We start from the raw sequence: 21411 nt of genomic DNA, 5'->3' as shown, positions 1-21411 counted from the left end.
GGCGCGCTTCCCGCACCCTCCGGCGTTCACGGCGTTCACGGCGTTTTCGCCGGTCCGGCGTACGTGACGGCTAGCGCAGCTGCCACTTCTGGTTCGCGGCCCCCGTGCACGACCAGATCTGCGCCCGTGTCCCGTTCGCCGACGAGTTGCCGGTCACATCGAGGCATTTGTTCGCCGCGGTGTTGACCACGTCACCCGTCGAGGAGTTGTACGACCACTGCTGGGCGCCGGAGCCGTTGCAGTCGTAGAGCTGGACCTTGGCGCCGTCGGACGTCGACCCCGAGGTGACGTCGAGGCACTTCCCGAGCGAGCGCACCGACCCGTCGGCCCCCACGGTCCAGGACTGCGCGGCGGTTCCGTTGCAGTCGTAGAGCTGCACCGCGCTGCCGTTGGCGCTCGACGCGCCCGCCACGTCGAGGCACTTGCCGGCCAGCCCGACGAACGCGCCCGACTGACCGCCCCCGCCCGACGGGGCGCCGGACCAGGTGAAGGTCGCCGAGGTCTTGCCCGGCAGTGAGTAAGTGGCGTGCTGGGAACCCCAGTTGATGGTCACCGTCTTGGCGCTCGACGCGTCGTTGTAGGCGATCAGCGCCTTGGTGCCGTCCGGGTTGCGCCAGGCGACGTTCGGGACGGCAGAGGACGCCGTGGAGGCGATCCGCTGCGCCCCCGGCCGGACGAACTTCGTCAGATGGCCCATCGTGTAGTACTCGACCGTGTAGTCGACCGTCCCGCTCGTCCCGTCCCCGTTGTGCACGGTGATGAGCCCCGTGCAGGTGCCGCAACCCCCGTTGTGCGGGCCCTTGTTCTGATCCACGGCGAGCGACCACTTGGTCACCGACTTCGCCCAGTTGCGGGTGTAGTCGACGATGTTGAGCATGTCCTCGCGCTGCTGGTTGGCGATCCAGGTGCCGCCGGAGTGCTCGGTCCCGAAGGCGTCGAGGCCCGGGTACTGGTTGTGCACGCCCGTCTGCTTGGCGATGTCGCCGCCGTACCCGTGCCAGGCGATCCCGCCGAAGTTCGGGTGCGAGCGGACCGCCGCGTCGTCGACGGTCTGGGCGGCGTAGGAGTCGTACACGTCCCAGTTCCAGTCGTGCGCGAGCACCTTGGTGGACAGACCGGCCGCCTGGAGCTTGGGCAGGAGCTCGCTCTTGGTGAAGTAGGCGAGTCCCGAGGCGTTCCAGCTCATCGAGGGATAACCCGAGCAGCAGGTCGGCTCGTTCTGGGCGGTGACGTACGAGACGGGGACGCCCTGGTCCCGGTACGCCTGGAGGTACTTCACGAAGTACGAGGCGTAGGCGCCGTAGTCCTCCGCCTTCAGCCAGCCGCCGTTCAGCGACCCGCTGTCCTTCATCCAGGCCGGTGCCGTCCACGGCGAGGCCATCACCGTCAGGGAGGGGTTGAGCTGGAGCGCCTGCCTGGTCAGCGGCACCACGTCGGCCAGGTCGTGCGCGATGGAGAACTGCGTCAGACCGGGGTCGCTCTGCCCGGCCGGCACGTCGTCGTAGCTGTAGCCGTAGCGCGCGAGGTCCGAGGCGCCCATCGGGTTGCGCAGGAAGGACAGCCCGATCCCGTCCGTCGGTGAGAACAGCTTGCGCATCGTCGCGTCGCGGGTGCTCTGCGACAGGGCGCCGCTGCTGTTCATCAGCCAGGCCGCGGTGTCCGTGAAGGACGCGCCGCCGCCGGTGAAGGTCTGGTACCGCGTGTTCTCGTCGACGGTGATGTTCTCACCGCTGCCGCCGCTGCCGGACTGGAAGGCGAACGGTGCCTGGGCCTGGAGCCCGCGGACGACATGACGTCCGCCGTCGTCGTCCGTCGTCGTCAGGTACGCGGTGACCTGTTCGCCCGCGGCGTGCGCGGGTGCGGCCGCCGTGAATCCCGCGGTGGCGAGCAGCCCGGCGACGATCAGCCGGGCCGCCCGAGTGGATCTCCTCATGGAGCGCCGCCCTTCTGGAGGTGGGGGGGGAGGCGTGCGAGGCGTGAGTAAATGACGGCTGCGGAGCCGCGTCAAGGGGTTGCGCGTTCAGACTTTGAAGGAACAACTGCTCTGATCCGGACGGGACTTGAGTCTGTACCGGTTCCGGTGTGAAGTCTTGACGGGTTGCCGGGGCACCAGTTAACTCACGCCCTGATCTAAGTCGTAAGAAGAGTGAGGGAACAGAGCAAGCACGTCATCGTCAGGAAGCAACGTCGTCAGAACGACGTGAGAGTCGAGGGGACCCCCATTGACCGGGCTCGATCGGAATTCCGTACGAAGAACCGCTCTGCTGGCCGGTGCCGCGCTGATCGCCGGACTGCTTCCGCTCGCTACGGCGGGAACGGCGGCGGCCGATGATCCCGCACCCGTCCCGGTCGACCGCTTCGAGGGCGAGGTGCCCTTCGCGAACCAGCCCGCCGAGGGGATCTTCACCTGGGGCGGCGACAGCGACGACCCGCCGAAGCTGGCCCTGACCGCACGGCCCGACGCGCCCGAGGGCGCCAAGGTCCTCACCGGTGACTACGACATCAGCGGCTACGGCGGCTTCACCCATGACTTCGCGGCCGACCAGCCGGCCCACGACTGGTCCGCGCACAAGGGCGTCCGCCTCTGGTGGGACGGCCGCGCCACCGGCAAGAAGATCGCCTTCGAGATCAAGGACGGCGGCGCCGACGGCGAGGCCTCGGAACTGTGGACGACCTCCTTCACCGATGACTTCAGCGGCTGGAAACAGATCGAGATCCCCTTCGCGGACTTCGTCTATCGCACGGACTACCAGCCCGTCGGCGGTATCGACCACGTCCTCGGCCTGACGCAGACGTGGGGCTACGCCCTCACCCTCCCGGTCGGCGTCCAGGGGCAGTTCGCCATGGACGACGTCGAGCTGTACGGCAAGGCCGACCAGTCCCTGCGCGCCTCCGTCACCACCGACGCGGCGGTCTACCCGGTGAAGGAGGGCGGCACCGCGCGGGTGAGGATCTCCGTCGCCACCACCGGCTCCGCCCCGATCGAGGAGCCCGTGACCGTCGCGTACGAGAGCGTGGGCGGCAGCGCCGAGCCGGGCAGGGACTACGCCTCCGTCAAGGGCGAGATCACCTTCCCGGCGGGCACGACGTCCGGCGCGAGCCGCACCGTCACCGTCCCGACCCTGCGTGACCGGTCCGCCGAAGCGGCCGAGACGATCCCCCTCAAGCTCACGGTGACCGGGGCCAAGGCTCCCGCCGAGACCCCGCAGGTCGTCGTCGACGCCCACGGGCTGCCGTATCTGAACCCGAAACTGCCCGTGAAGAAGCGGGTCGCCGACCTGGTCTCCCGGATGTCCCTGGAGGAGAAGACCGGCCAGATGACCCAGGCCGAGCGCGGCGCGATCGGCACGGGCGGCGACATCGCCGCCTACGACCTCGGGTCGCTGCTCTCCGGCGGCGGCTCCACGCCGACCCCCAACACCGCCGAGGCCTGGGCGGCGATGGTCGACGGCTACCAGCTGCGGGCGCAGGCCACGCGGTTCCAGATCCCGCTGATCTACGGCGTGGACGCGGTGCACGGCCACAACAACCTCGCCGGCGCGACGATCATGCCCCACAACATCGGTGTCGGCGCCACGCGTGACCCCGCTCTGGCGGAGCGGACGGGCGCGGTGACCGCCGCGGAGGTCCGCGCCACCGGCATCCCCTGGGACTTCGCCCCCTGTCTGTGCGTGACCCGCGACGAACGCTGGGGCCGCTCCTACGAGTCCTTCGGCGAGGACCCGGCGCTCGTGAAGTCCATGGAGACGGTCGTCCAGGGCCTCCAGGGTGCCCGCGACGGCAGCGACCTGAAGGACGACGACAAGGTCCTCGCCACCGCCAAGCACTTCGTCGGCGACGGAGGCACCGGGTACGGCACGTCCACGACGGGCTCGTACACCGTCGACCAGGGCGTCACCAAGGTCACCCGGCAGGAGCTGGAGGCCGTTCACCTGGCGCCGTTCCAGACCGCGGTCGACCGGGGCGTCGGCTCGGTCATGCCGTCGTACTCCTCGCTCGACATCATCGGCGACGGCCAGGGCCCGGTGAAGATGCACGCCCGCGCCGACATGATCAACGGCGTGCTCAAGGGCCGGATGGGCTTCGACGGCTTCGTCATCAGTGACTGGAACGCCATCGACCAGCTTCCCGGCGACTACGCCTCGCACGTGCGCACCTCGGTCAACGCGGGCGTGGACATGATGATGGTGCCGTACTCGTACAAGGACTTCCGCGCGACGCTCACGGACGAGGCGAAGGCGGGCCGCGTCACCGAGCGGCGGATCGACGACGCCGTGTCGCGCATCCTCACCCAGAAGTTCGAGCTGGGCCTCTTCGAGAAGCCGTACGCGGACACCAGCGGCGCCTCGCGGATCGGCTCCGCCGCGCACCGCTCCGTGGCACGGCAGGCGGCGGCCGAGTCCCAGGTCCTGCTGAAGAACGCGGGCGGCGTCCTGCCGCTGAGGAAGTCCCAGAAGGTGTACGTCGCCGGTTCGAACGCCGACGACCTCGGCAACCAGACCGGCGGCTGGACCCTCACCTGGCAGGGCTCGTCCGGCAACAACGCCAAGGGCACCACGATCCTCCAGGGCATGCGCGACGCCGGCGGTGACGTCACCTACTCCAAGGACGCCTCGGCACCGACGGGCGGGTACGACGTCGGTGTGGTCGTGGTCGGCGAGACCCCGTACGCGGAGGGCGTCGGCGACGTCGGCAACGGCAACGACCTGGAACTGACCGCGGCGGACAAGGCGGCCGTCGACAAGGTGTGCGCGGCGATGAAGTGCGCGGTGCTGGTCGTCTCGGGCCGCCCGCAGCTCATCGGCGACCGGCTCGGCGACATCGACGCACTCGTCGCCTCCTGGCTGCCGGGCACCGAGGGCGACGGGGTCGCGGACGTCCTCTACGGAAAGCGCGCCTTCACCGGGCAGCTCCCGGTCACCTGGCCGAAGTCGGAGTCCCAGCTCCCGATCAACGTCGGTGACACCTCCTACGATCCGCAGTTCCCGTACGGATGGGGTCTCACCACGCTGGCGAAGGTACCGGGGGGTGGCGCGGTCACACTGCGGGCGCTGGCCCTGGTGGCCTCGGCGGCGGAGCGGCACGGCGCCGACGGGACGGCCCGCGCGGCCGTGACGAAGGCCCGTCTGCTCGTCCAGCAGAAGATCGGCCCGTCGGTCACCGCGGCGAACGCGGCACCCTTCGCGGACGCGGATCACCTTCTGCTGACAGGCCACTACGGAGAGGCGGTGGCGAAGCTGGCCCAGGCGTACCGAGCGGGATAGAGGGAGAACGTGGAGGGCCGGCCGGGGCTGGACACATCAGCCCCGGCCGGCCCGCGTTCCGGCGGCAGCGGGACACCACTCTCCCGATGCCCGGTTTTGCTCCGGTTCGGGTAGCTTCAAGGCATGAGGGCCGCACACACCCGAGGACTTCCAGGCCTGCTGGTCGCACTGATACTCGCGGCCCTGGCGCTGGTGTGGTTCCCGGCGCCCCCGGCCCATGCCGCGACGGACGTCTCCACGGTCGCGGCGGCCCTGCGGAAGGGCCCTGTCTATGTGGACCCGGCCGCCTCCGGGCAGCTCTCCGCGTCGGAGGCCGACGCCCTCGCCGCCAAGATCAAGAAGGCCGACAAGCCGCTCTTCGTCGCCGTGCTTCCCGCGGGCTTCCCCACCGAGAACCTCTTCCGGAACCTGCGCACCGACACCGGCGTCACGGGCCTCTACGCGATCAGGCTCGGCGACCGCTTCGACGCCCGCGCCGACTCCGCGGTGATGTCCCGCTCGGCCGTACAGAACCTGGTCACCAGTGTCCAGGGCGTGTCGGACGCGAACACCCAGCTGAACCGGTTCACCGACCTCGCGCTCCCCGGCATCCACGGTTCGGCCCCCGCGAGCTGGGGCGGTGCCACGAACGGCGGAGGCGTCTCGGCGGGAGCGCTGATCGCGGTCGGCGCGGTGGCCGTCGTCGGCGGCGCGGGCGCCTACACGGTGGTGCGCCGCAACCGGCGCCGCAAGGAGGAGGAACAGCGCGCCGCGCTCGACAGGCTCCGCGTGGTCGTGGACGAGGACATCACCGCCTTCGGCGAGGAACTCGACCGCCTCGACTTCCACCCCGCGGAGGCCGGCGCGGACGACGTGATGCGCGCGGACTACGAACGCGCGCTGGACGCCTACGAACAGGCGAAGTCGTTCATGGCCCAGGCCCGGCGCCCCGAGGACGTACGCGCCGTCACCCAGTCCCTGGAGGAGGGCCGCTTCTCCCTCGCGGTGCTCGCGGCGCGCCGCGAGCACCGCCAGGTCCCCGAGCGCCGCGCGCCCTGCTTCTTCGACCCCCGGCACGGCCCCTCCGTCGCCGACGCGGCCTGGACACCCGACGGGGGCGCGCCCCGCGAGGTCCCGGTCTGCAAGGCGGACTGGATGCGTCTCACCGGCGGCGAACAGCCGGCGGTGCGCGAGGTCGAGACGGAGTACGGCCGCCGCCCGTACTGGGACGCGGGCCCGGCGTACGGCCCCTGGGCGGGCGGCTACTTCGGCGGCGGCGTGCTGCCGGGTCTGCTCGTGGGGACCGTGCTCGGCAGCATGATGGCGAGCCCCGGATACGGGGCCGCGTACGGCACCGGTTACGGGGACTTCGGCGGCGGCTACGACGGAGGCGATGTCTCCGGTGCCGACTTCGACCCCGGTGACTTCGGCGGCGGCTTCGGTGACGGCGGTGGCGGTGACTTCGGCGGGGGTGGCGGCGACTTCGGCGGCGGCTTCTGAGGGGTGAGGCACTCCGTTGAGGGGTGACGCACTCCGTCTGGGGGGTGACGCACTCCGTCCTGCCGTGCGCGGACCGGCCGCGGTCCGCGCACACGGCGACGCCGAGCGCCCCTGTCGGGGGAGCTCGGCGTCGGAGAAGGCGCTCGGCGGCGCGGGGCCGAAGCCCGGGGCTCAGCCGGCGTTCTTGATCGCCGAGATGTCGAAGTTCAGCTTGATCTTGTCGGAGACGAGGACGCCACCGGTCTCCAGGGCCGCGTTCCAGGTGAGGCCCCACTCGGAGCGGAGGATCTCGGCCTTGCCCTCGAAGCCCACGCGCTCGTTGCCGAACGGGTCCTTGGCGGCGCCGTTGAACTCCAGATCGATGCTGATCTGCTTGGTGGTGCCGAGGATCTCCAGATCGCCGGTGATCCGGTAGTCGTCACCGCCGAGGGCCTCCGCCTTGACGGAGCGGAAGGTCATCGCCGGGAACTCGTCGGTCTTGAAGAAGTCGGCGCTCTTGAGGTGACCGTCGCGGTCGGCGGACCCGGTGTCGATGCTGTCCATCGTGATGTCGAGGGAGGCCGTGGACCGCGACGGGTCGCTGCCGTCCAGGTGCAGCGTGCCCTCGAACTCGTTGAACGTGCCCTTGACGTTGGTCACCATCGCGTGCCGGGCGACGAAGCCGATGCTCGAGTGGGACGGGTCGATGGTGTAGTCGCCGGTCAGCGCGGCCAGGTCCGGGTTCACGGCACCGGCCGTCGCGGTGGCCGTCGCGGTGGCGGCGGTGTCGGTGGTCTTGCGGCCGAAGATGCCCATGAGGTGCTCCTTGGGGGACGGGCCGCGGTTCCGGTGAGAGCCACGGCGTCATTCTGTTGAATGTTCAACGAGGTAACGCGGGCAACCGTAGACCTATTCCGTTCAATTTTCAACAGCATCCGGAGTGTGCGTGCGTGATCACGGTGGGTCGCCTTTGTCCGGCCTCTGGCGGACGCGCGTAGAACTCGGGCACCATCTGCGTTGCACCCCCTGCACAGCCGCCCCACAGGAAACGCGGCCGGACGTCCGTGCGGCCGCCCCACGGTCCTCAGCAGGAAAGGTCTCCCCAGATGAAGCTCAGGTCCACGTTGACCGCCCTAGCCCTCGTCGTGGCCCCCGGTGTCGCCGTCGTCGGCACCGCCGGTGACGCCTTCGCCGTCAGCAAGATCAGTCACGCCACCGCGACCTCGATGTTCCGCCAGTCCGGCATCACCTGGTCCTCCTCCGGTGGCTGCTCCGACCGCAACAACTCCACCTGCACGTCGTTCGAGCAGCTCAACCTCGCCACCGCGCAGGGCGCCCAGACCCTCAAGGGGTCCAGCGGCTGCGCGCTCAACATCACCGGCGGCACCGAGGCCGGCCACGCGAGCGGCACCTACTCGCACTGGAACGGCTACAAGCTCGACTACGGCAAGAACACCTGCGTCACCGGCTACATCAAGAACACCTTCAGCTACATAGGCCTGCGCGGCGACGGCGCTCCCCAGTACAAGTCCGGTGCCGGCAACATCTACGCCGACGAGGGCAACCACTGGGACGTCCTCTACTACAACTGCGGCGGCTGCTGAGCCGTCGCCCCCCGGGGTGCGCGGACCGCCGAACGGGCGCCCGCGTCACCCCGGTGATGGCATGTGCCACTCATGGATGTGAGATGGCAGTCGGCCGAACAGTTTGTGAGACCTCCACAAACCCAAGCCCCTCCTGGCAGTCGGATCGCCTGCATGTGATGGTGGTTCTGTTCAGGGGCGCCAGGAAAACGGTCCGGAGACTGTGCAGAGTCGACGGGCCTGTTTCCTTGGTGGACTTCGTATGGTCGCTACATGACCGTTTTGGACGAGGCCGACACCGCGAGCTCCACGATCCCCGCAGGCGAACCGACGGACGCGCGTGGCCGTGTGGCCGAACTGCACGCCATCCGCGCGGAGGCGCTGCGGGGTCCCAGTGAGAAGGCGACCGAGGCGCAGCACGCCAAGGGCAAGCTGACCGCCCGGGAGCGCATCGAGCTGCTGCTGGACGCGGGCTCGTTCCAGGAGGTCGAGCAGCTGCGCCGGCACCGGGCGACCGGTTTCGGCCTGGAGGCCAAGAAGCCGTACACCGACGGTGTCATCACCGGCTGGGGCACGGTCGAGGGCCGCACGGTCTTCGTGTACGCCCATGACTTCCGCATCTTCGGCGGCGCCCTCGGCGAGGCCCACGCCACGAAGATCCACAAGATCATGGACATGGCCATCGCGGCCGGAGCGCCGCTGGTGTCCCTGAACGACGGCGCAGGCGCCCGTATCCAGGAGGGCGTCTCGGCCCTCGCCGGCTACGGCGGCATCTTCCAGCGCAACACGAAGGCCTCCGGGGTCATCCCGCAGATCTCCGTGATGCTCGGCCCGTGTGCCGGCGGCGCGGCCTACTCGCCCGCGCTCACGGACTTCGTCTTCATGGTCCGCGAGACCTCGCAGATGTTCATCACCGGCCCGGACGTGGTCAAGGCGGTGACGGGCGAGGAGATCACCCAGAACGGCCTCGGCGGCGCCGACGTCCACGCGGAGACCTCCGGCGTCTGCCACTTCGCGTACGACGACGAGGAGACCTGCATCGCCGAGGTGCGCTACCTCCTGTCGATGCTCCCGCAGAACAACCGCGAGAACCCGCCGCGCGCGGAGTCCGCGGACCCGGCCGACCGCCGCAGCGAGGTGCTGCTGGACCTGGTCCCGGCCGACGGCAACCGCCCGTACGACATGACCAAGGTCATCGAGGAGCTCGTCGACGACGGCGACTACCTGGAGATCCACGAGCGCTGGGCCCGCAACATCATCTGCGCGCTGGCCCGCCTCGACGGCATGGTCGTCGGCATCGTCGCCAACCAGCCGCAGAGCCTGGCGGGTGTCCTCGACATCGAGGCCTCCGAAAAAGCTGCACGCTTTGTCCAGATGTGTGACGCTTTCAATATTCCGATCATCACGCTGCTGGACGTGCCCGGGTTCCTCCCGGGTGTCGACCAGGAGCACGGCGGGATCATCCGGCACGGCGCGAAGCTGCTCTACGCGTACTGCAACGCGACGGTGCCGCGTATCTCCCTCATCCTGCGCAAGGCGTACGGAGGTGCCTACATCGTCATGGACAGCCAGTCCATCGGGGCCGACCTCACCTACGCCTGGCCGACGAACGAGATCGCCGTGATGGGCGCCGAGGGCGCCGCCAACGTCATCTTCCGCCGGCAGATCGCCGACGCCGCCGATCCCGAGGCCATGCGGGTCCGCATGGTCAAGGAGTACAAGGCCGAGCTGATGCACCCGTACTACGCGGCGGAGCGCGGTCTGGTGGACGACGTCATCGACCCCGCCGAGACCCGCGAGGTCCTGGTCAAGTCGCTCGCGATGCTGCACACCAAGCACGCGGACCTGCCCTCCCGCAAGCACGGCAACCCCCCGCAGTAACCCTGCGGATTCTCCGCGGTACCCCCGCGGAAACCTCTCTCATGGAGACTGAAACCTATGAGCAACGCTGACATCCGCGTCGAGAAGGGCCACGCCGAGCCCGAGGAGGTCGCCGCCATCACGGCGATCCTCCTGGCCCGTGCCGCCGCCGCTCCCACTGATGCCGCTCCCGCCCACCGCGCCCACCGCAAGGCGGGCTGGCGCCGACTGGAGCGGGAGCCCGGTTTCCGGGCGCCGCACAGCTGGCACTGAGGGTCTGACGCCGACAGCCCCGTCCTCCGATGGAGGGCGGGGCTGTGGTGTGTCCGGGAGTCCGGGGAGCCCCTCAGGGGCCGACAGGGGTCTCTGCGGAGGGCGTTCGGGAGACCCCGGCCGTCCCGCCGCCCAACGGGGCTGTACGGGGCAGGAGTTCGGCCGGGTGTCCCCGCCCGCGTGTGCCGGGCCGTACGCCCGGACCGCGGACGCTCTCGGGCCGGGGTGGCCGGCGAACGAGCAACGGCCCCCGCTTCTCCGGCCGGAGAAGCGGGGGCCGTTGCCGTACGAGCGGGGGCCGCTAGCGCAGGCGCGCCATGAGGGCGTGCTCGACCAGCGTGATCAGCGCCGACTTGGCGTCCGCGCGGTGGCGGGCGTCCGTCGTGATGATCGGGGCGTCCGGGCCGATCTGAAGGGCCTCGCGGACTTCCTCGGGCTGGTACGGCTGGTTGCCGTCGAAGCCGTTGAGGGCGATGACGAACGGCAGGCCGCTGTTCTCGAAGTAGTCGACCGCGGGGAAGCAGTCGGCCAGACGCCGGGTGTCCACCAGGACGATCGCGCCGATGGCGCCGCGGACCAGGTCGTCCCACATGAACCAGAAGCGGTCCTGACCGGGCGTACCGAAGAGGTACAGGATCAGGTCCTGGTCGAGGGTGATACGGCCGAAGTCCATGGCGACGGTCGTCGTCTTCTTGTCGCCGGTGTGCGTGAGGTCGTCGATGCCCGCCGAGGCGGACGTCATGACGGCCTCGGTGCGCAGCGGGTTGATCTCCGAGACGGCGCCGACGAACGTGGTCTTGCCCACGCCGAAGCCGCCCGCCACCACGATCTTCGCGGACGTGGTGGAGCGGGAAGGCCCTCCGCTAGAGCTTGCGAAGTCCACTGAGCACCCTTTCGAGCAATGTCACGGCTGGCTGGCCGCCGGCGCTCTCGTCGCCGCCCGGCTGATGAATGGCGACCAGGCCCGCCTCCGCCAAGTCGGCGACGAGGATCCTGGCTACACCGAGAGGGATGGTCAACAGGGCCGAGATTTCGGCCACCGACTTGATCTCCCGGCAGAGGTTGCAGATGCGCTGATGCTCGGGCAACTGGCCCTGCATCTGGTGCGGCTGCGCGGTCGTGTGCACCAGCGCCTCGATGGCGAGCTGGTAGCGGGGCCTGGTGCGGCCACCCGTCATGGCGTAGGGACGCACCAGGGGGTTGCTGGCACCCCCGGCGGGTGACGCCTCGGGGGAGCGCCGCTGCGGCTGCACGGGCTGGATGCGCGGCGCCGGCGGTTGGTCGTAGGGAGAGGGTCCGGGGCCCTGCGGACCCTGGGGCGGGTACTGCCGTCGCTGGCCGGGTGCGGAGGGAAAGTTGTACGGGTTCTGTGAACCGTCGCCCTGGCCGCCCTGCCCCTGGCCGGGGCCGTACGACCAGTTGCCCGAAGACGAACCGCCTGGGGGTGTTACCACTCTCTCTCCTCCTCCGACCGTGCCGGGCACCCAACGCTGGGACCGCGTCCCGAAACCTTACGGCCCCGGGACGCCAATTCGCACCGTCTGTCTATTAGTTGAGAAGGCTGCCCTGGAGCTCCGCACGAAGGTCCGGAGTGAGAACCGTGCCCGCACGGTCCACCAGAAGCGCCATCTCGTACCCAATGAGACCGATGTCCGCCTCAGGGTGTGCAAGTACTGCGAGTGAAGAACCATCCGAAACGGACATGAGGAAGAGGAATCCTCGCTCCATCTCCACAACGGTCTGGTTCACGTGGCCGCCCTCGAAGATACGGGACGCGCCCGCGGTCAAAGAGGTCAGACCGGATGCGACGGCTGCCAGCTGGTCGGCGCGGTCGCGGGGAAAGCCTTCGGACATAGCCAGAAGGAGTCCGTCGGCGGAGACCACCACTGTGTGCGACACACCGGGGGTGTTGTCCACGAAGTTGGTGATCAACCAGTTCAGGTTCTGTGCCGCCTGGCTCATCGGGCTCACAACTAACGCTCCTGGTTGTAGGTGCTGTCAGAACCGAAGCCCTGACCGTTCGTGTCAGTACCTGCACTGCGTCCCCGCTCCACGCCGCGGCGCAGGTTGCTCAGCCTGCCCCGGACGTCCTCAGGAGCGCGGGAGACCTGGGGGCCTCCCTGGGGGGTCGATTCCGCGGTTCCCTCGACCAGGTTGGCCTTGGGCACCCGCCGCGGCAGACCGGACGAGGTGACCCCGCCCGCCTTGGGCTTCTTCAGCTGCTCGGCGCGCTGCCACCGATCGTCGTTCGACGACCGCCAATCGTCACCCGTGTTCCCGGAGGACATGGGCGCCGACTGCTCCCTCGCCGGTTCCGCGGGGCGCCGGGCGTTGCCGGCGGGGGCGGGTCCGCGACGGGGGAGTCCCGCGTTGGTCATCGTGTGGGGGGCCGAAGAGGCCGGACCCGGACGACCAAAGCCTACGCTGTTCTGCTCGCCCGCGTCAGCGACCTGCGGGGATTCCGCTTGCGGAGCGTAGTCGGGCCGGTACCCGCCCTGGTACGCGTCCTGCTGCGCGTCCTGCTGCGGCCAGTCGTCCTGGTAGGACGGCTCACCGAAGCCCGGCACCGTCTGCGGGGCGGAGCCGCCCATTCCGGCGTGGCCCTGCTGGACCGGCTCCGTGTAGGAGGGCTCAGGGTAGCCGCCGTTGGACGGGAAGTACGCCTCGTCGTACGCGGCCTGCTGCGGTTCCTCGTACGACGTCTGCTGGTCGTACGTGGTCTGCTGCTCCTCGTGGACACCCTGGACACCCTGGGTGCCGTCGTACGCCTGGGCGCCGTCGAAGGACGCCTGCCCGTTGTCGTACGCGGAGGCGGGCTGCGCGTCGAAGCCGTCGGCGTAGGCCTGGGGGGCCTCGATGGCCTCCGGGCCCTGCGCCTGGGCCTCCAGGGCCGCACGGCGCTCCTCGCGCATCAGGGAGCGGCCCACGGGGTCCAGATCGCGGATGTCGTCCGGGACCTCGTAGCGGCTGTCGTCGAAGCCGAGGTCCGCGGCGGTCAGCACAGGCTGCTGCTGCGGGACACCGAAGTTCTCGCCCTGGAACGACTGCTGCTGCTGCTGCTCGGGAATGATCTGCGACACGGTGAACTCGTCGGCCATCGGCTGGTGCTCGCCACCGCCACCGTGGGTGATGGCGTCGGGGAGCATGACCAGGGACGTGGTACCGGCCTGCTCGCCCGAGGGGCGGAGCTGGACGCGGATGCTGTGGCGGTCGGACAGCCGGCCGACCACGAAGAGGCCCATGCGCTGCGAGATCGCGGCGTCCACGGTCGGCGGGTTGGCCAGCTTGTGGTTGATGTCCGCGAAGTCCTCGGCGGTGAGGCCGATGCCCTTGTCGTGGATCTCGACCATGACGCGGCCGTCGGGAAGACGGGTCGCGGTGACACGGACCTTGGTCTGCGGGGAGGAGAACGTGGTCGCGTTCTCCAGGAGCTCGGCGAGCAGGTGCACGAGGTCGGTCACGGCGCGGCCGTGGATCTCGGCCTCCGGGACGCCGGAGAGCTCGATGCGCTCGTACTGCTCCACCTCGGAGGAGGCGGCGCGCAGGACGTCGACCAGCGGGACCGGCTGGTCCCAGCGGCGTCCGGGCTCCTCGCCCGCGAGGACCAGGAGGTTCTCGCCGTTGCGGCGCATACGGGTCGCGAGGTGGTCCAGGCGGAAGAGGTTCTCCAGCTGGTCCGGGTCGGCCTCGTTGTTCTCCAGGTCGGTGATCAGGGTCAGCTGGCCCTCGATCAGCGACTGGTTGCGGCGCGAGAGGTTGGTGAAGATCGCGTTGATGTTGCCTCGCAGGAGGGCCTGCTCGGCGGCCAGTCGTACGGCCTCGCGGTGGACCTGGTCGAAGGCGCGGGCGACCTCGCCGATCTCGTCCGTGGTGTTGATCGGGATCGGCTGCACGCGGGTGTCGACCCGGCCGGGGTCGGTGCGCGAGAGCTGGTCGACCAGCATCGGCAGGCGCTGCTCGGCGACGTTGAAGGCGGCGCTGCGGAGCTGGCGCATCGCGCGGCTCATCTGGCGGGCCACCATGCCGGCCAGGATGAACGCGGCGAGCAGGGCGATCACGACGGCGGCGCCGGTGATGAAGGCGTCGGTCTGAGCGCTGTTGGAGATGTCACCGGCCTCGGCCACGGCCTTGTCGGCGAGGTCCGACTCGATCTGGCGGTACGCGTTGTACTTGGCGGTGTTGACCGCCATCCAGTTCTGGGCGGTGACGCCCTTCGAGGCGAGCCCGATGCGGTCGCTCTCCAGCGTGGACGGGAGCCCCGAGAGCTCCTTGACCATCTCGGTGTCGCCCGAGGGCGGCGGCACGTAGTTCGGGTCGGCGGCCGCGGCCTCGCGGGCCTTCGCGGTCAGCTCCGTCTTGATCTTCGCTGCCGCGGATTCGAGTTTGGTCGTGTCTTCCTCGGTGCCGCCACCCTTGTACTCCTCGATGGCGATGCCTTCGAGGTAGGCGTAGGAGGAGAGGGCGACGCGCTGGCTGGCGAGGCTGCTGGTGCCGGGACCCGGCTTGATCAGCATGTGCATGCCGATGGACCGCTCCAGCGACAGCGCGGCCTTGGACAGCGAGATCGCGTAGACCGTACGGCCGTAGCTGGTGATGTTGCCGGTGCCCAGACCGAGCTCGTTGGCGAACTCCATCAGCGGGTGCTGGATCTGGAGGTAGCCCTCCTCGGTCGTCACACCGGGACGCTTGGTGGTGTACGCCTCGTCCCGCAGCTTCTGGAGACCGGGCTCCACATTGCGGAAGACCGAGAGGCGGCGCTCCAGGCCCGGAGTCTTGGGCATGTCCTCGGCGGCCACCTCGAAGGCGTCGGCGGCCAGGTCGGTGTCGCGGCGGACCTTGACGACGGTGGCGTCCTTGGAGCCCTTGCCGGCCAGCAGGGGGTAGGCGCTGAGGTCACGCTCGACGAACAGCTTGTCGCCGTAGTTCAGTGCCGCCTGCACGAGGCGCGCCGTCTTCTCGGCGTCCTGCGCTTGCTGCCAGGTGTCGATCGAGCCCTTCACCTGGAAGCCGCCCATGACGAGGCCGACCACCACGGGTATGAGCAGGATCGCGTTCAGCCTGGTCGGCACACGCCAGTTACGCGGGGAGAATCGGCTCCCGCTCGGCGCGGGCGCCGGCGTGGGCTCCGGGCCGGCGACTTGTGCGGGCGCCGCTCCGCGCGCCGGCGGGGTGAAGTTGCCCCGTGCCGACGGCTCGGGACCGTTCATGCTTCGCCTCACTCGACCAACAACCTCTCGGCGTCGGCACCTACTGTGTGCCGCCGTATCTACCAGCGCCCTTGACTACTGGGCAGTTCAGCGCATTCCAGCACGTCAAGCAGCGCCCTTCCAAACACTCGGAACGGATGATTCCGAGTGGCGCTGACCACAGACAAAACGGTCATAAAGAGCGAGCCCCGTCAAAAGACGGGGCCTTCATGAACGCAGGGGTACCGGGCGACCGCTATGCGTGTCGGGGCCGGCGAAATTCTCTGTCGAAACGTTATGAACACTGAGGCCGGCCGTGTCAAATGACACAGCCGGCTCCAACGCGTCTACGACAACTTCCATACAGAGTCGTCTACTTGGCTGCTACCGCAGCCGTGCCATGAGAGCGTGCTCGACCAGGGTGATCAGAGCGCTCTTCGCATCTGCGCGGTGTCGCGCGTCCGTCGTGATGATCGGAGCGTCCGGGCCGATCTGAAGAGCCTCGCGCACTTCCTCCGGGTTGTACGGCTGGTGACCGTCGAAGCCGTTGAGGGCGATGACGAACGGCAGGCCGCTGTTCTCGAAGTAGTCGACCGCGGGGAAGCAGTCGGCGAGACGCCGGGTGTCCACCAGGACCACGGCGCCGATGGCGCCGCGGACCAGGTCGTCCCACATGAACCAGAAGCGGTCCTGGCCCGGCGTACCGAAGAGGTACAGGATCAGGTCCTGGTCGAGGGTGATACGGCCGAAGTCCATGGCCACCGTGGTGGTGGTCTTGTCCCCGGTGTGGGTGAGGTCGTCGATGCCCGCCGAGGCGGAGGTCATGACGGCCTCGGTACGCAGGGGGTTGATCTCGGAGACGGCACCCACGAACGTGGTCTTGCCGACGCCGAAGCCACCCGCTACGACGATCTTCGCGGAGGTGGTCGCCCGGCCTCCGTCAGAGCTTGCGAAGTCCACTGAGCACCCTTTCGAGCAGTGTCACGTCCGGCGCGCCGCCGTTGTTCTCATCGCCGCCAGGCTGGTGAATGGCGACAAGTCCGGCCTCGGCGAGGTCCGCGACAAGGATCCTGGCCACGCCGAGCGGCATGGACAGGAGGGCCGACACCTCGGCCACCGACTTCACTTCCCGGCACAGATGGCAGATGCGCTGGTGTTCGGGCAGCAGTCCCATCAGCTGGGCCGGATCGGCCGTGGTGCTGATCAGGGCTTCTATGGCCAGTTGGTACCGCGGCCGGGTCCGGCCACCGGTCATCGCGTACGGACGTACCAGCGGCTGGTCGCCTTCATCCCCGTACGACTCGGCGTACGGATCATGAGAGGCGGGGGGCGGGGTCATGAATCCTCCGGGCGGGACAGCAAGTCGGTCAGTCGTGCCGTCTGTTGGGGCCGGTGGGGGGATTGTGGCGGCCGGACGGTGATTTCGTGCGGTGTCTGGATCCGGCGGCGGTCAGTGAAGCAGACTGCCTTGTAGTTCGGCACGCAGGTCCGGCGTGAGGACGGCGCCCGCACGGTCGACGAGCAGTGCCATCTCGTAGCCGACGAGGCCGATGTCGCATTCCGGGTGGGAGAGGACCGCGAGGGACGATCCGTCCGAAACCGACATCAGGAAGAGGAAACCGCGCTCCATCTCCACGACCGTCTGGGCCACCGCACCGCCTTCGAAGATCCGGGAAGCCCCGGCAGTCAGCGAAGTGAGTCCGGAGGCGACGGCCGCCAGTTGGTCCGCGCGGTCGCGGGGGAAGCCTTCGGACATCGCCAGAAGGAGTCCGTCGGCGGACACGACGACGGTGTGGGACACCCCGGGGGTGTTGTCCACAAAGTTGGTGATCAACCAGTTGAGGTTCTGTGCCGCCTGGCTCATCGGGCTCAACTAACGCTCCTGCTGGTGAGTGGGGCTGGGGAAGCTGCCGGTCTGGCCGTTGGGAGCGGCCTGTCGACCTTGCTGAATGCCCCTACGGAGATTGGTCAGCCGGCCGCGTACGTCATCAGGCGCACGCGAGACCTGCGGACCGCTTTGGTGCTGTTGCTGCTGTGCCGTGCCCGCGACGAGGTTGGCTCGCGGGACGCGGCGCGGCAGGCCTGAGGTGGTGACCCCGCCTGCCGACGGCTTACGGGAACGCTCCGCCTGCTTGACGAGGTCGTCGTTCGGAGAGCTGCGCCACGTCGTGGTGGCGGCCGGTGCGGCGGCCGGCCGCTGCGGAGCCGGGGGAGTCTGCGGCTGCTGTGGGGCGGCCGGCGGGTATCCCTGGGAACCGTTGTTCTGGTGGGCGGTGCCGTTGGCCGGCGCACCGTCCGAGCCGTTCGCCTGACCGTGGAACCAGTTGGTCTCCAGCGTGTCGTACAGCGGGGTACGGCCGTCACCGGGGTTCGAGGCCGGGGGAAGCGCCTCGGGGACCTGCGGACGGGCGGGCGGCTGTGGGGTTGCCGGTCGCTCGTACTGTCCGGTGGACGAACCCTGCCCGTTGCCGTAGCCGGTTGCCGCGAACTGCCCGGTGGACGCGGGGTCCTGGGAAGGCGCGTAGCCCGGCTGGGCGAACTGGCCGGTGGACGACGGCGACTGGGAGGCACCGTAGCCCTGGGCGGCGAACTGTCCCGTGGCGGCCGGGTTCTGGCCGGTGGGGGACTGGTTGCCGGAGGCGTAACCGTACTGGCCGTTGTTCTGGCCGTTGTTCTGGCCGTTGTTCTGCGGCGCGCTCGCGCCGGGGCGCGGGGCGTCGAAGTCGGGACGGGCGAACTCCGCGGTGGAGGCGGGGCCCCGGTCCTCGACCCGCGGCATGCGGGACGTGGCGTCGGGGTCCTCGTGACCACGCGGGGTGTCGGGGGACGTACGCGGAACCGGAGGCTGCGCGTTGTCGTCGCTCCAGCTCGGCGTGCGGGAGCCGGCGTTGCCACCGGGCAGCTCGGCGCGCGCGGCGCCACCGCGTCCCGGAAGCTGCGGCCGGCGACGGCCGCTCTTGCCGTTGGACGGTGCCTTCGCGGGCGGCGCGGCCGGCGCGGCCGGAGCCGCGTTGCTGTCGCCGAAGGCGTTCTGGCCCGTGCCGCTTCCGTTGCCGAAGCCCTGCTGCTGCGAGCCGTTCTGGGCGGGGAAGCCCTGCTGCGGGCTCTGCCCGAAGGCGTTCGCACCGGCGGGAGCCTGCCTGCCCTGCTGGCCATGCGCACCGCCGGAGCCACCCGGGCGACCGCCCTGGTTGCTGCCGGGCAGCGCGGCCCGCGGACCCTGGCCCGCGCCGACCTGTCCGCGCTGCGGCGGGGCCCCGAGGGGACCGCCGGGGGCGGAGGGGGATCCGGCACCGAGCGAGGGACCGCTCGGGCGACGGGCCGCGGCCACACCGGCCGAGGCCTGCGCCGCGGCGGGGCCGCCGCCGGCACTCTGGCCCGGCTTGTTCGGCATGGGCTTCTTGCCGCCCTGGGCGACGTCCACCGGCAGCATGACCAGCGCGGTCGTACCACCGGAGTCGGACGGGCGAAGCTGGATACGGATGCCGTGACGCTGCGACAGACGACCGACCACGAACAGACCCATGCGTCGGGAGACGGAGACGTCCACCGTGGGCGGAGCGGCGAGCCGCTCGTTGATCGCGGCCAGGTCCTCGGGGGACAGACCGATACCGGTGTCGTGGATCTCGATCAGCACGCGGCCGTCGGGCAGGGCGTGACCGGTGACCTTGACCTTGGTCTGCGGGGAGGAGAACGACGTGGCGTTCTCCAGCAGCTCCGCGAGCAGGTGGACGAGGTCGTTGACGACCCGGCCGGCGACCTCGGTGCCCGGCACCGAGGCGAGTTCGATGCGCTCGTACTGCTCCACCTCGGAGGCGGCGGCGCGGAGCACGTCGACGAGCGGGACCGGACGGGTCCAGCGGCGACCGGGCTCTTCACCGGCGAGAACGAGAAGGTTTTCACCGTTACGGCGCATGCGGGTCGCGAGGTGGTCGAGCTTGAACAGCGAGGAGAGCTGGTCGGGGTCGGCCTCGCGGGACTCCAGCTCGGATATGAGCGAGAGCTGACGCTGGATAAGACCCTGGGAACGGCGCGAGAGGTTGGTGAACATCGCGTTGACGTTGCCTCGCAGAAGGGCCTGCTCGGCGGCGAGGCGGACAGCCTCGCGGTGCACGTCGTCGAAGGCCGCGGCCACCTGGCCGATCTCGTCCCGGGAGTGCACACCGACCGACTCCACGGAGGTGTCGACGTCCTGCGGGTCCGACTCCGAGAGCTGCTTGACGAGCTCGGGCAGGCGGTCCGAGGCGACCCGGGTGGCGGTGTCCTGGAGGCGGCGCAGCGAGCGGATCATGGACCGGGCCACGACGAAGGCGCCGACGAGCGAGACACCGAGGACGAGCAGGATCAGTACACCGGAGATGATCGCTTCACTCTGGGACTCGTTGCGCAGCTCACGGGCCTTCTGCTCCATCTCGCTGAGCAGCGTGGTCTCGATCTTCGACATCTGGTCGATCTTGGACGAGTCGTCGTCGAGCCAGTCCTTGTAGGACCGCTTGTTCTGCGACTTGAGGCCCTCGGAGTTGCTCAGCACACGCTTGGCGTACTGGTCGGCCGACTTGATCGTCGGGTTGTCACCCTCGATCGGCAGGAGCAGTTCCGTACTGCCCGCGCCGTAGATGTTCTTGAAGCTGCTGGTCTCGGACTCCTGGCTCTGCTGCGCGGACTGCGCGTACTGCTGGTCGTTCTTGGAGAGGGATCCGAAGACCTTCGGCTGCGTGGGAAGCGCGGCGGCGATGACGGCCCGCTGGACGGAGGCGTACTCCTTGGCGGAGGAGAACGCGGCCAGCGCGCGGGTGCGCTGGATCATCTCCGGGTTGCTGGTCGCCTCGGCCATGTCCTGCGAGAGCGCGAGGAGCTCGGTGATCAGGCGGTGGTAGGCGTCCACCGTCTGGGTCGAGTTCTGCGGGTCGTTGTAGGCGTCGCTGCGGATCTTGTTGAGGTTGTACAGCTCGCCCACGACACCGACGAGGCTGTCGTGCACGCCGACGAGCTGGCCCTCGGCCGTCGCGTTGTCGACCTGCTGCGTGCCTTGGAGGAAGTGCTTCCTCGCCACGTCGGTCTTGTCGCGCGCCGACTTGACCTCGTAGTCGTTGGCCAGGGCGCCGTGTGTCAGCGGACCGGCCGTCTCGTCGCGCTCCTGCTGGAGCGCGGCGGCGAGCTCGGTGGCCTGCTTGGTCATCTCGGTCAGCAGCCGCATGTTGTCGAGCTGCTGGATGTTGTCCATCGACTCGTTGATGCGGAGCGCACCCAGCGAGGTCGCGGCGACCACGGGGAGCGCGAGCAGCGAGACGAGTCGCGTCGAGATGCGCCAGTTCCGCAGGGCTACACGCGAGCCGTAGCTCGGCGTACCCGTCGACGTGGCGTCGGTCGTGGTGGCGGGAGCCTTGGGCTTCGCGCCGGCGCGAGCGGAGTGTTCACCGCTGCCGCCGACCTCTGCCGGTCCCGGGTTCTGGGCGTGCTGGGGCGAGGAACCGCGGTCGGTCCCGCCGCGCGGCTCCGGCTCCGCCGAAGCGCTGCCATCCCTCTTGAAACGTCCCTGCACTAGCGTCGCAACCTCTGGACCAGGCGCCCCTCCGCTGGAACGGCGGGGCGGTGTCGGCGTTGTACACGGACGCAGATGCGCCCTGTGTCGTGGTCTGAATGACCGGCGCAGGTTCCCCCTTCCCGCCGCCACTCGGCGCTGAGTAGCGCCCCTGCGCGCCGGATTCGTGAATCCGCGGCGGTCCGAGGAATTCCAGCACAGTGCAGGATCTCCAACAAGGGCCATGTACCAGGCTGTGACCTCCG

General features: G+C 69.6%; 15 protein-coding genes. 5 read left to right on the top strand and 10 right to left on the bottom strand.

The window, feature by feature from the left end; translation table 11 throughout:
- Nucleotides 1–70: 70 nt before the first annotated feature.
- Nucleotides 71–1933 (bottom strand): ricin-type beta-trefoil lectin domain protein, encoded by a 1863-nt coding sequence (locus OG780_RS13030; RefSeq protein ID WP_328447769.1) that lies wholly within the window; start codon nucleotides 1931–1933, stop codon nucleotides 71–73.
- 289 nt (nucleotides 1934–2222) lie between these two features.
- On the opposite strand from OG780_RS13030, the gene OG780_RS13025 reads away from it, so the two are divergent.
- Both OG780_RS13025 and OG780_RS13020 read left to right on the top strand, forming a co-directional pair.
- Nucleotides 2223–5264, top strand: a complete 3042-nt coding sequence (locus tag OG780_RS13025) for a glycoside hydrolase family 3 protein (RefSeq protein WP_328447767.1) — start codon at nucleotides 2223–2225, stop codon at nucleotides 5262–5264.
- Between the two features lie 123 nt (nucleotides 5265–5387).
- A complete protein-coding gene (locus OG780_RS13020) occupies nucleotides 5388–6743 on the top strand; it encodes a hypothetical protein (protein ID WP_328447765.1) in 1356 nt (451 codons plus the stop codon).
- Nucleotides 6744–6914: 171 nt separating this feature from the next.
- Here OG780_RS13020 and OG780_RS13015 read toward each other — a convergent pair whose 3' ends face one another.
- Nucleotides 6915–7538, bottom strand: coding sequence for a YceI family protein (locus OG780_RS13015; RefSeq protein ID WP_328447763.1), 624 nt, complete (start codon nucleotides 7536–7538; stop codon nucleotides 6915–6917).
- A 290-nt stretch (nucleotides 7539–7828) separates the two neighbouring features.
- On the opposite strand from OG780_RS13015, the gene OG780_RS13010 reads away from it, so the two are divergent.
- From OG780_RS13010 to OG780_RS13000, 3 genes are all read left to right on the top strand, one after another.
- The gene (locus OG780_RS13010) at nucleotides 7829–8326 is read left to right on the top strand and encodes a hypothetical protein (RefSeq protein WP_328447761.1); all 498 of its coding nucleotides are present in this window, start codon (nucleotides 7829–7831) and stop codon (nucleotides 8324–8326) included.
- Between the two features lie 252 nt (nucleotides 8327–8578).
- The gene (locus tag OG780_RS13005; RefSeq protein ID WP_328447759.1) at nucleotides 8579–10186 is read left to right on the top strand and encodes an acyl-CoA carboxylase subunit beta; all 1608 of its coding nucleotides are present in this window, start codon (nucleotides 8579–8581) and stop codon (nucleotides 10184–10186) included.
- Between the two features lie 57 nt (nucleotides 10187–10243).
- Nucleotides 10244–10438 carry an acyl-CoA carboxylase subunit epsilon gene (locus OG780_RS13000; RefSeq protein ID WP_261709981.1) on the top strand — a complete coding sequence of 65 codons (195 nt, stop codon included), beginning with the start codon at nucleotides 10244–10246 and terminating at the stop codon, nucleotides 10436–10438.
- A 301-nt stretch (nucleotides 10439–10739) separates the two neighbouring features.
- On the opposite strand, the gene OG780_RS12995 is transcribed toward OG780_RS13000, so the two are convergent.
- The 8 genes from OG780_RS12995 to OG780_RS12960 form a co-directional block, all read right to left on the bottom strand.
- The gene (locus OG780_RS12995; RefSeq protein WP_151472110.1) at nucleotides 10740–11321 is read right to left on the bottom strand and encodes a GTP-binding protein; all 582 of its coding nucleotides are present in this window, start codon (nucleotides 11319–11321) and stop codon (nucleotides 10740–10742) included.
- Nucleotides 11302–11892, bottom strand: a complete 591-nt coding sequence (locus tag OG780_RS12990) for a DUF742 domain-containing protein (RefSeq protein ID WP_326785332.1) — start codon at nucleotides 11890–11892, stop codon at nucleotides 11302–11304. The genes OG780_RS12995 and OG780_RS12990 overlap by 20 nt, the downstream gene beginning before the upstream one ends.
- Before the next feature lie 94 nt (nucleotides 11893–11986).
- Nucleotides 11987–12400 (bottom strand): roadblock/LC7 domain-containing protein, encoded by a 414-nt coding sequence (locus OG780_RS12985; RefSeq protein ID WP_261709979.1) that lies wholly within the window; start codon nucleotides 12398–12400, stop codon nucleotides 11987–11989.
- An 11-nt stretch (nucleotides 12401–12411) separates the two neighbouring features.
- Nucleotides 12412–15657 (bottom strand): sensor histidine kinase, encoded by a 3246-nt coding sequence (locus tag OG780_RS12980; RefSeq protein WP_328447750.1) that lies wholly within the window; start codon nucleotides 15655–15657, stop codon nucleotides 12412–12414.
- A gap of 351 nt (nucleotides 15658–16008) precedes the next feature.
- A complete protein-coding gene (locus tag OG780_RS12975) occupies nucleotides 16009–16584 on the bottom strand; it encodes a GTP-binding protein (protein ID WP_028802395.1) in 576 nt (191 codons plus the stop codon).
- Nucleotides 16565–16963, bottom strand: a complete 399-nt coding sequence (locus OG780_RS12970) for a DUF742 domain-containing protein (protein ID WP_037624993.1) — start codon at nucleotides 16961–16963, stop codon at nucleotides 16565–16567. The genes OG780_RS12975 and OG780_RS12970 overlap by 20 nt, the downstream gene beginning before the upstream one ends.
- Before the next feature lie 111 nt (nucleotides 16964–17074).
- On the bottom strand, nucleotides 17075–17488 hold the full coding sequence (locus tag OG780_RS12965; RefSeq protein WP_266765867.1) for a roadblock/LC7 domain-containing protein: 414 nt from the start codon (nucleotides 17486–17488) through the stop codon (nucleotides 17075–17077).
- 9 nt (nucleotides 17489–17497) lie between these two features.
- Nucleotides 17498–21166 carry a sensor histidine kinase gene (locus OG780_RS12960; protein ID WP_328447743.1) on the bottom strand — a complete coding sequence of 1223 codons (3669 nt, stop codon included), beginning with the start codon at nucleotides 21164–21166 and terminating at the stop codon, nucleotides 17498–17500.
- Nucleotides 21167–21411 lie beyond the last annotated feature (245 nt).

The sequence above is a fragment of the Streptomyces sp. NBC_00386 genome (assembly GCF_036063235.1).
Taxonomy (GTDB): domain Bacteria; phylum Actinomycetota; class Actinomycetes; order Streptomycetales; family Streptomycetaceae; genus Streptomyces.
This window is presented reverse-complemented; position numbering and strand designations above follow the sequence as displayed.

What these genes read in the sequence shown, in the direction of transcription:
- OG780_RS13005 (WP_328447759.1), top strand. Translation starts at nt 8,579, where the DNA reads ATGACCGTTTTGGACGAGGCCGACACCGCGAGCTCCACGATCCCCGCA.
- OG780_RS13010 (WP_328447761.1), top strand. Translation starts at nt 7,829, where the DNA reads ATGAAGCTCAGGTCCACGTTGACCGCCCTAGCCCTCGTCGTGGCCCCC.
- OG780_RS13020 (WP_328447765.1), top strand. Translation starts at nt 5,388, where the DNA reads ATGAGGGCCGCACACACCCGAGGACTTCCAGGCCTGCTGGTCGCACTG.
- OG780_RS12965 (WP_266765867.1), bottom strand. Translation starts at nt 17,488, where the DNA reads ATGAGCCAGGCGGCACAGAACCTCAACTGGTTGATCACCAACTTTGTG.
- OG780_RS13015 (WP_328447763.1), bottom strand. Translation starts at nt 7,538, where the DNA reads ATGGGCATCTTCGGCCGCAAGACCACCGACACCGCCGCCACCGCGACG.
- OG780_RS12970 (WP_037624993.1), bottom strand. Translation starts at nt 16,963, where the DNA reads ATGACCCCGCCCCCCGCCTCTCATGATCCGTACGCCGAGTCGTACGGG.
- OG780_RS13000 (WP_261709981.1), top strand. Translation starts at nt 10,244, where the DNA reads ATGAGCAACGCTGACATCCGCGTCGAGAAGGGCCACGCCGAGCCCGAG.
- OG780_RS13030 (WP_328447769.1), bottom strand. Translation starts at nt 1,933, where the DNA reads ATGAGGAGATCCACTCGGGCGGCCCGGCTGATCGTCGCCGGGCTGCTC.
- OG780_RS12985 (WP_261709979.1), bottom strand. Translation starts at nt 12,400, where the DNA reads ATGAGCCAGGCGGCACAGAACCTGAACTGGTTGATCACCAACTTCGTG.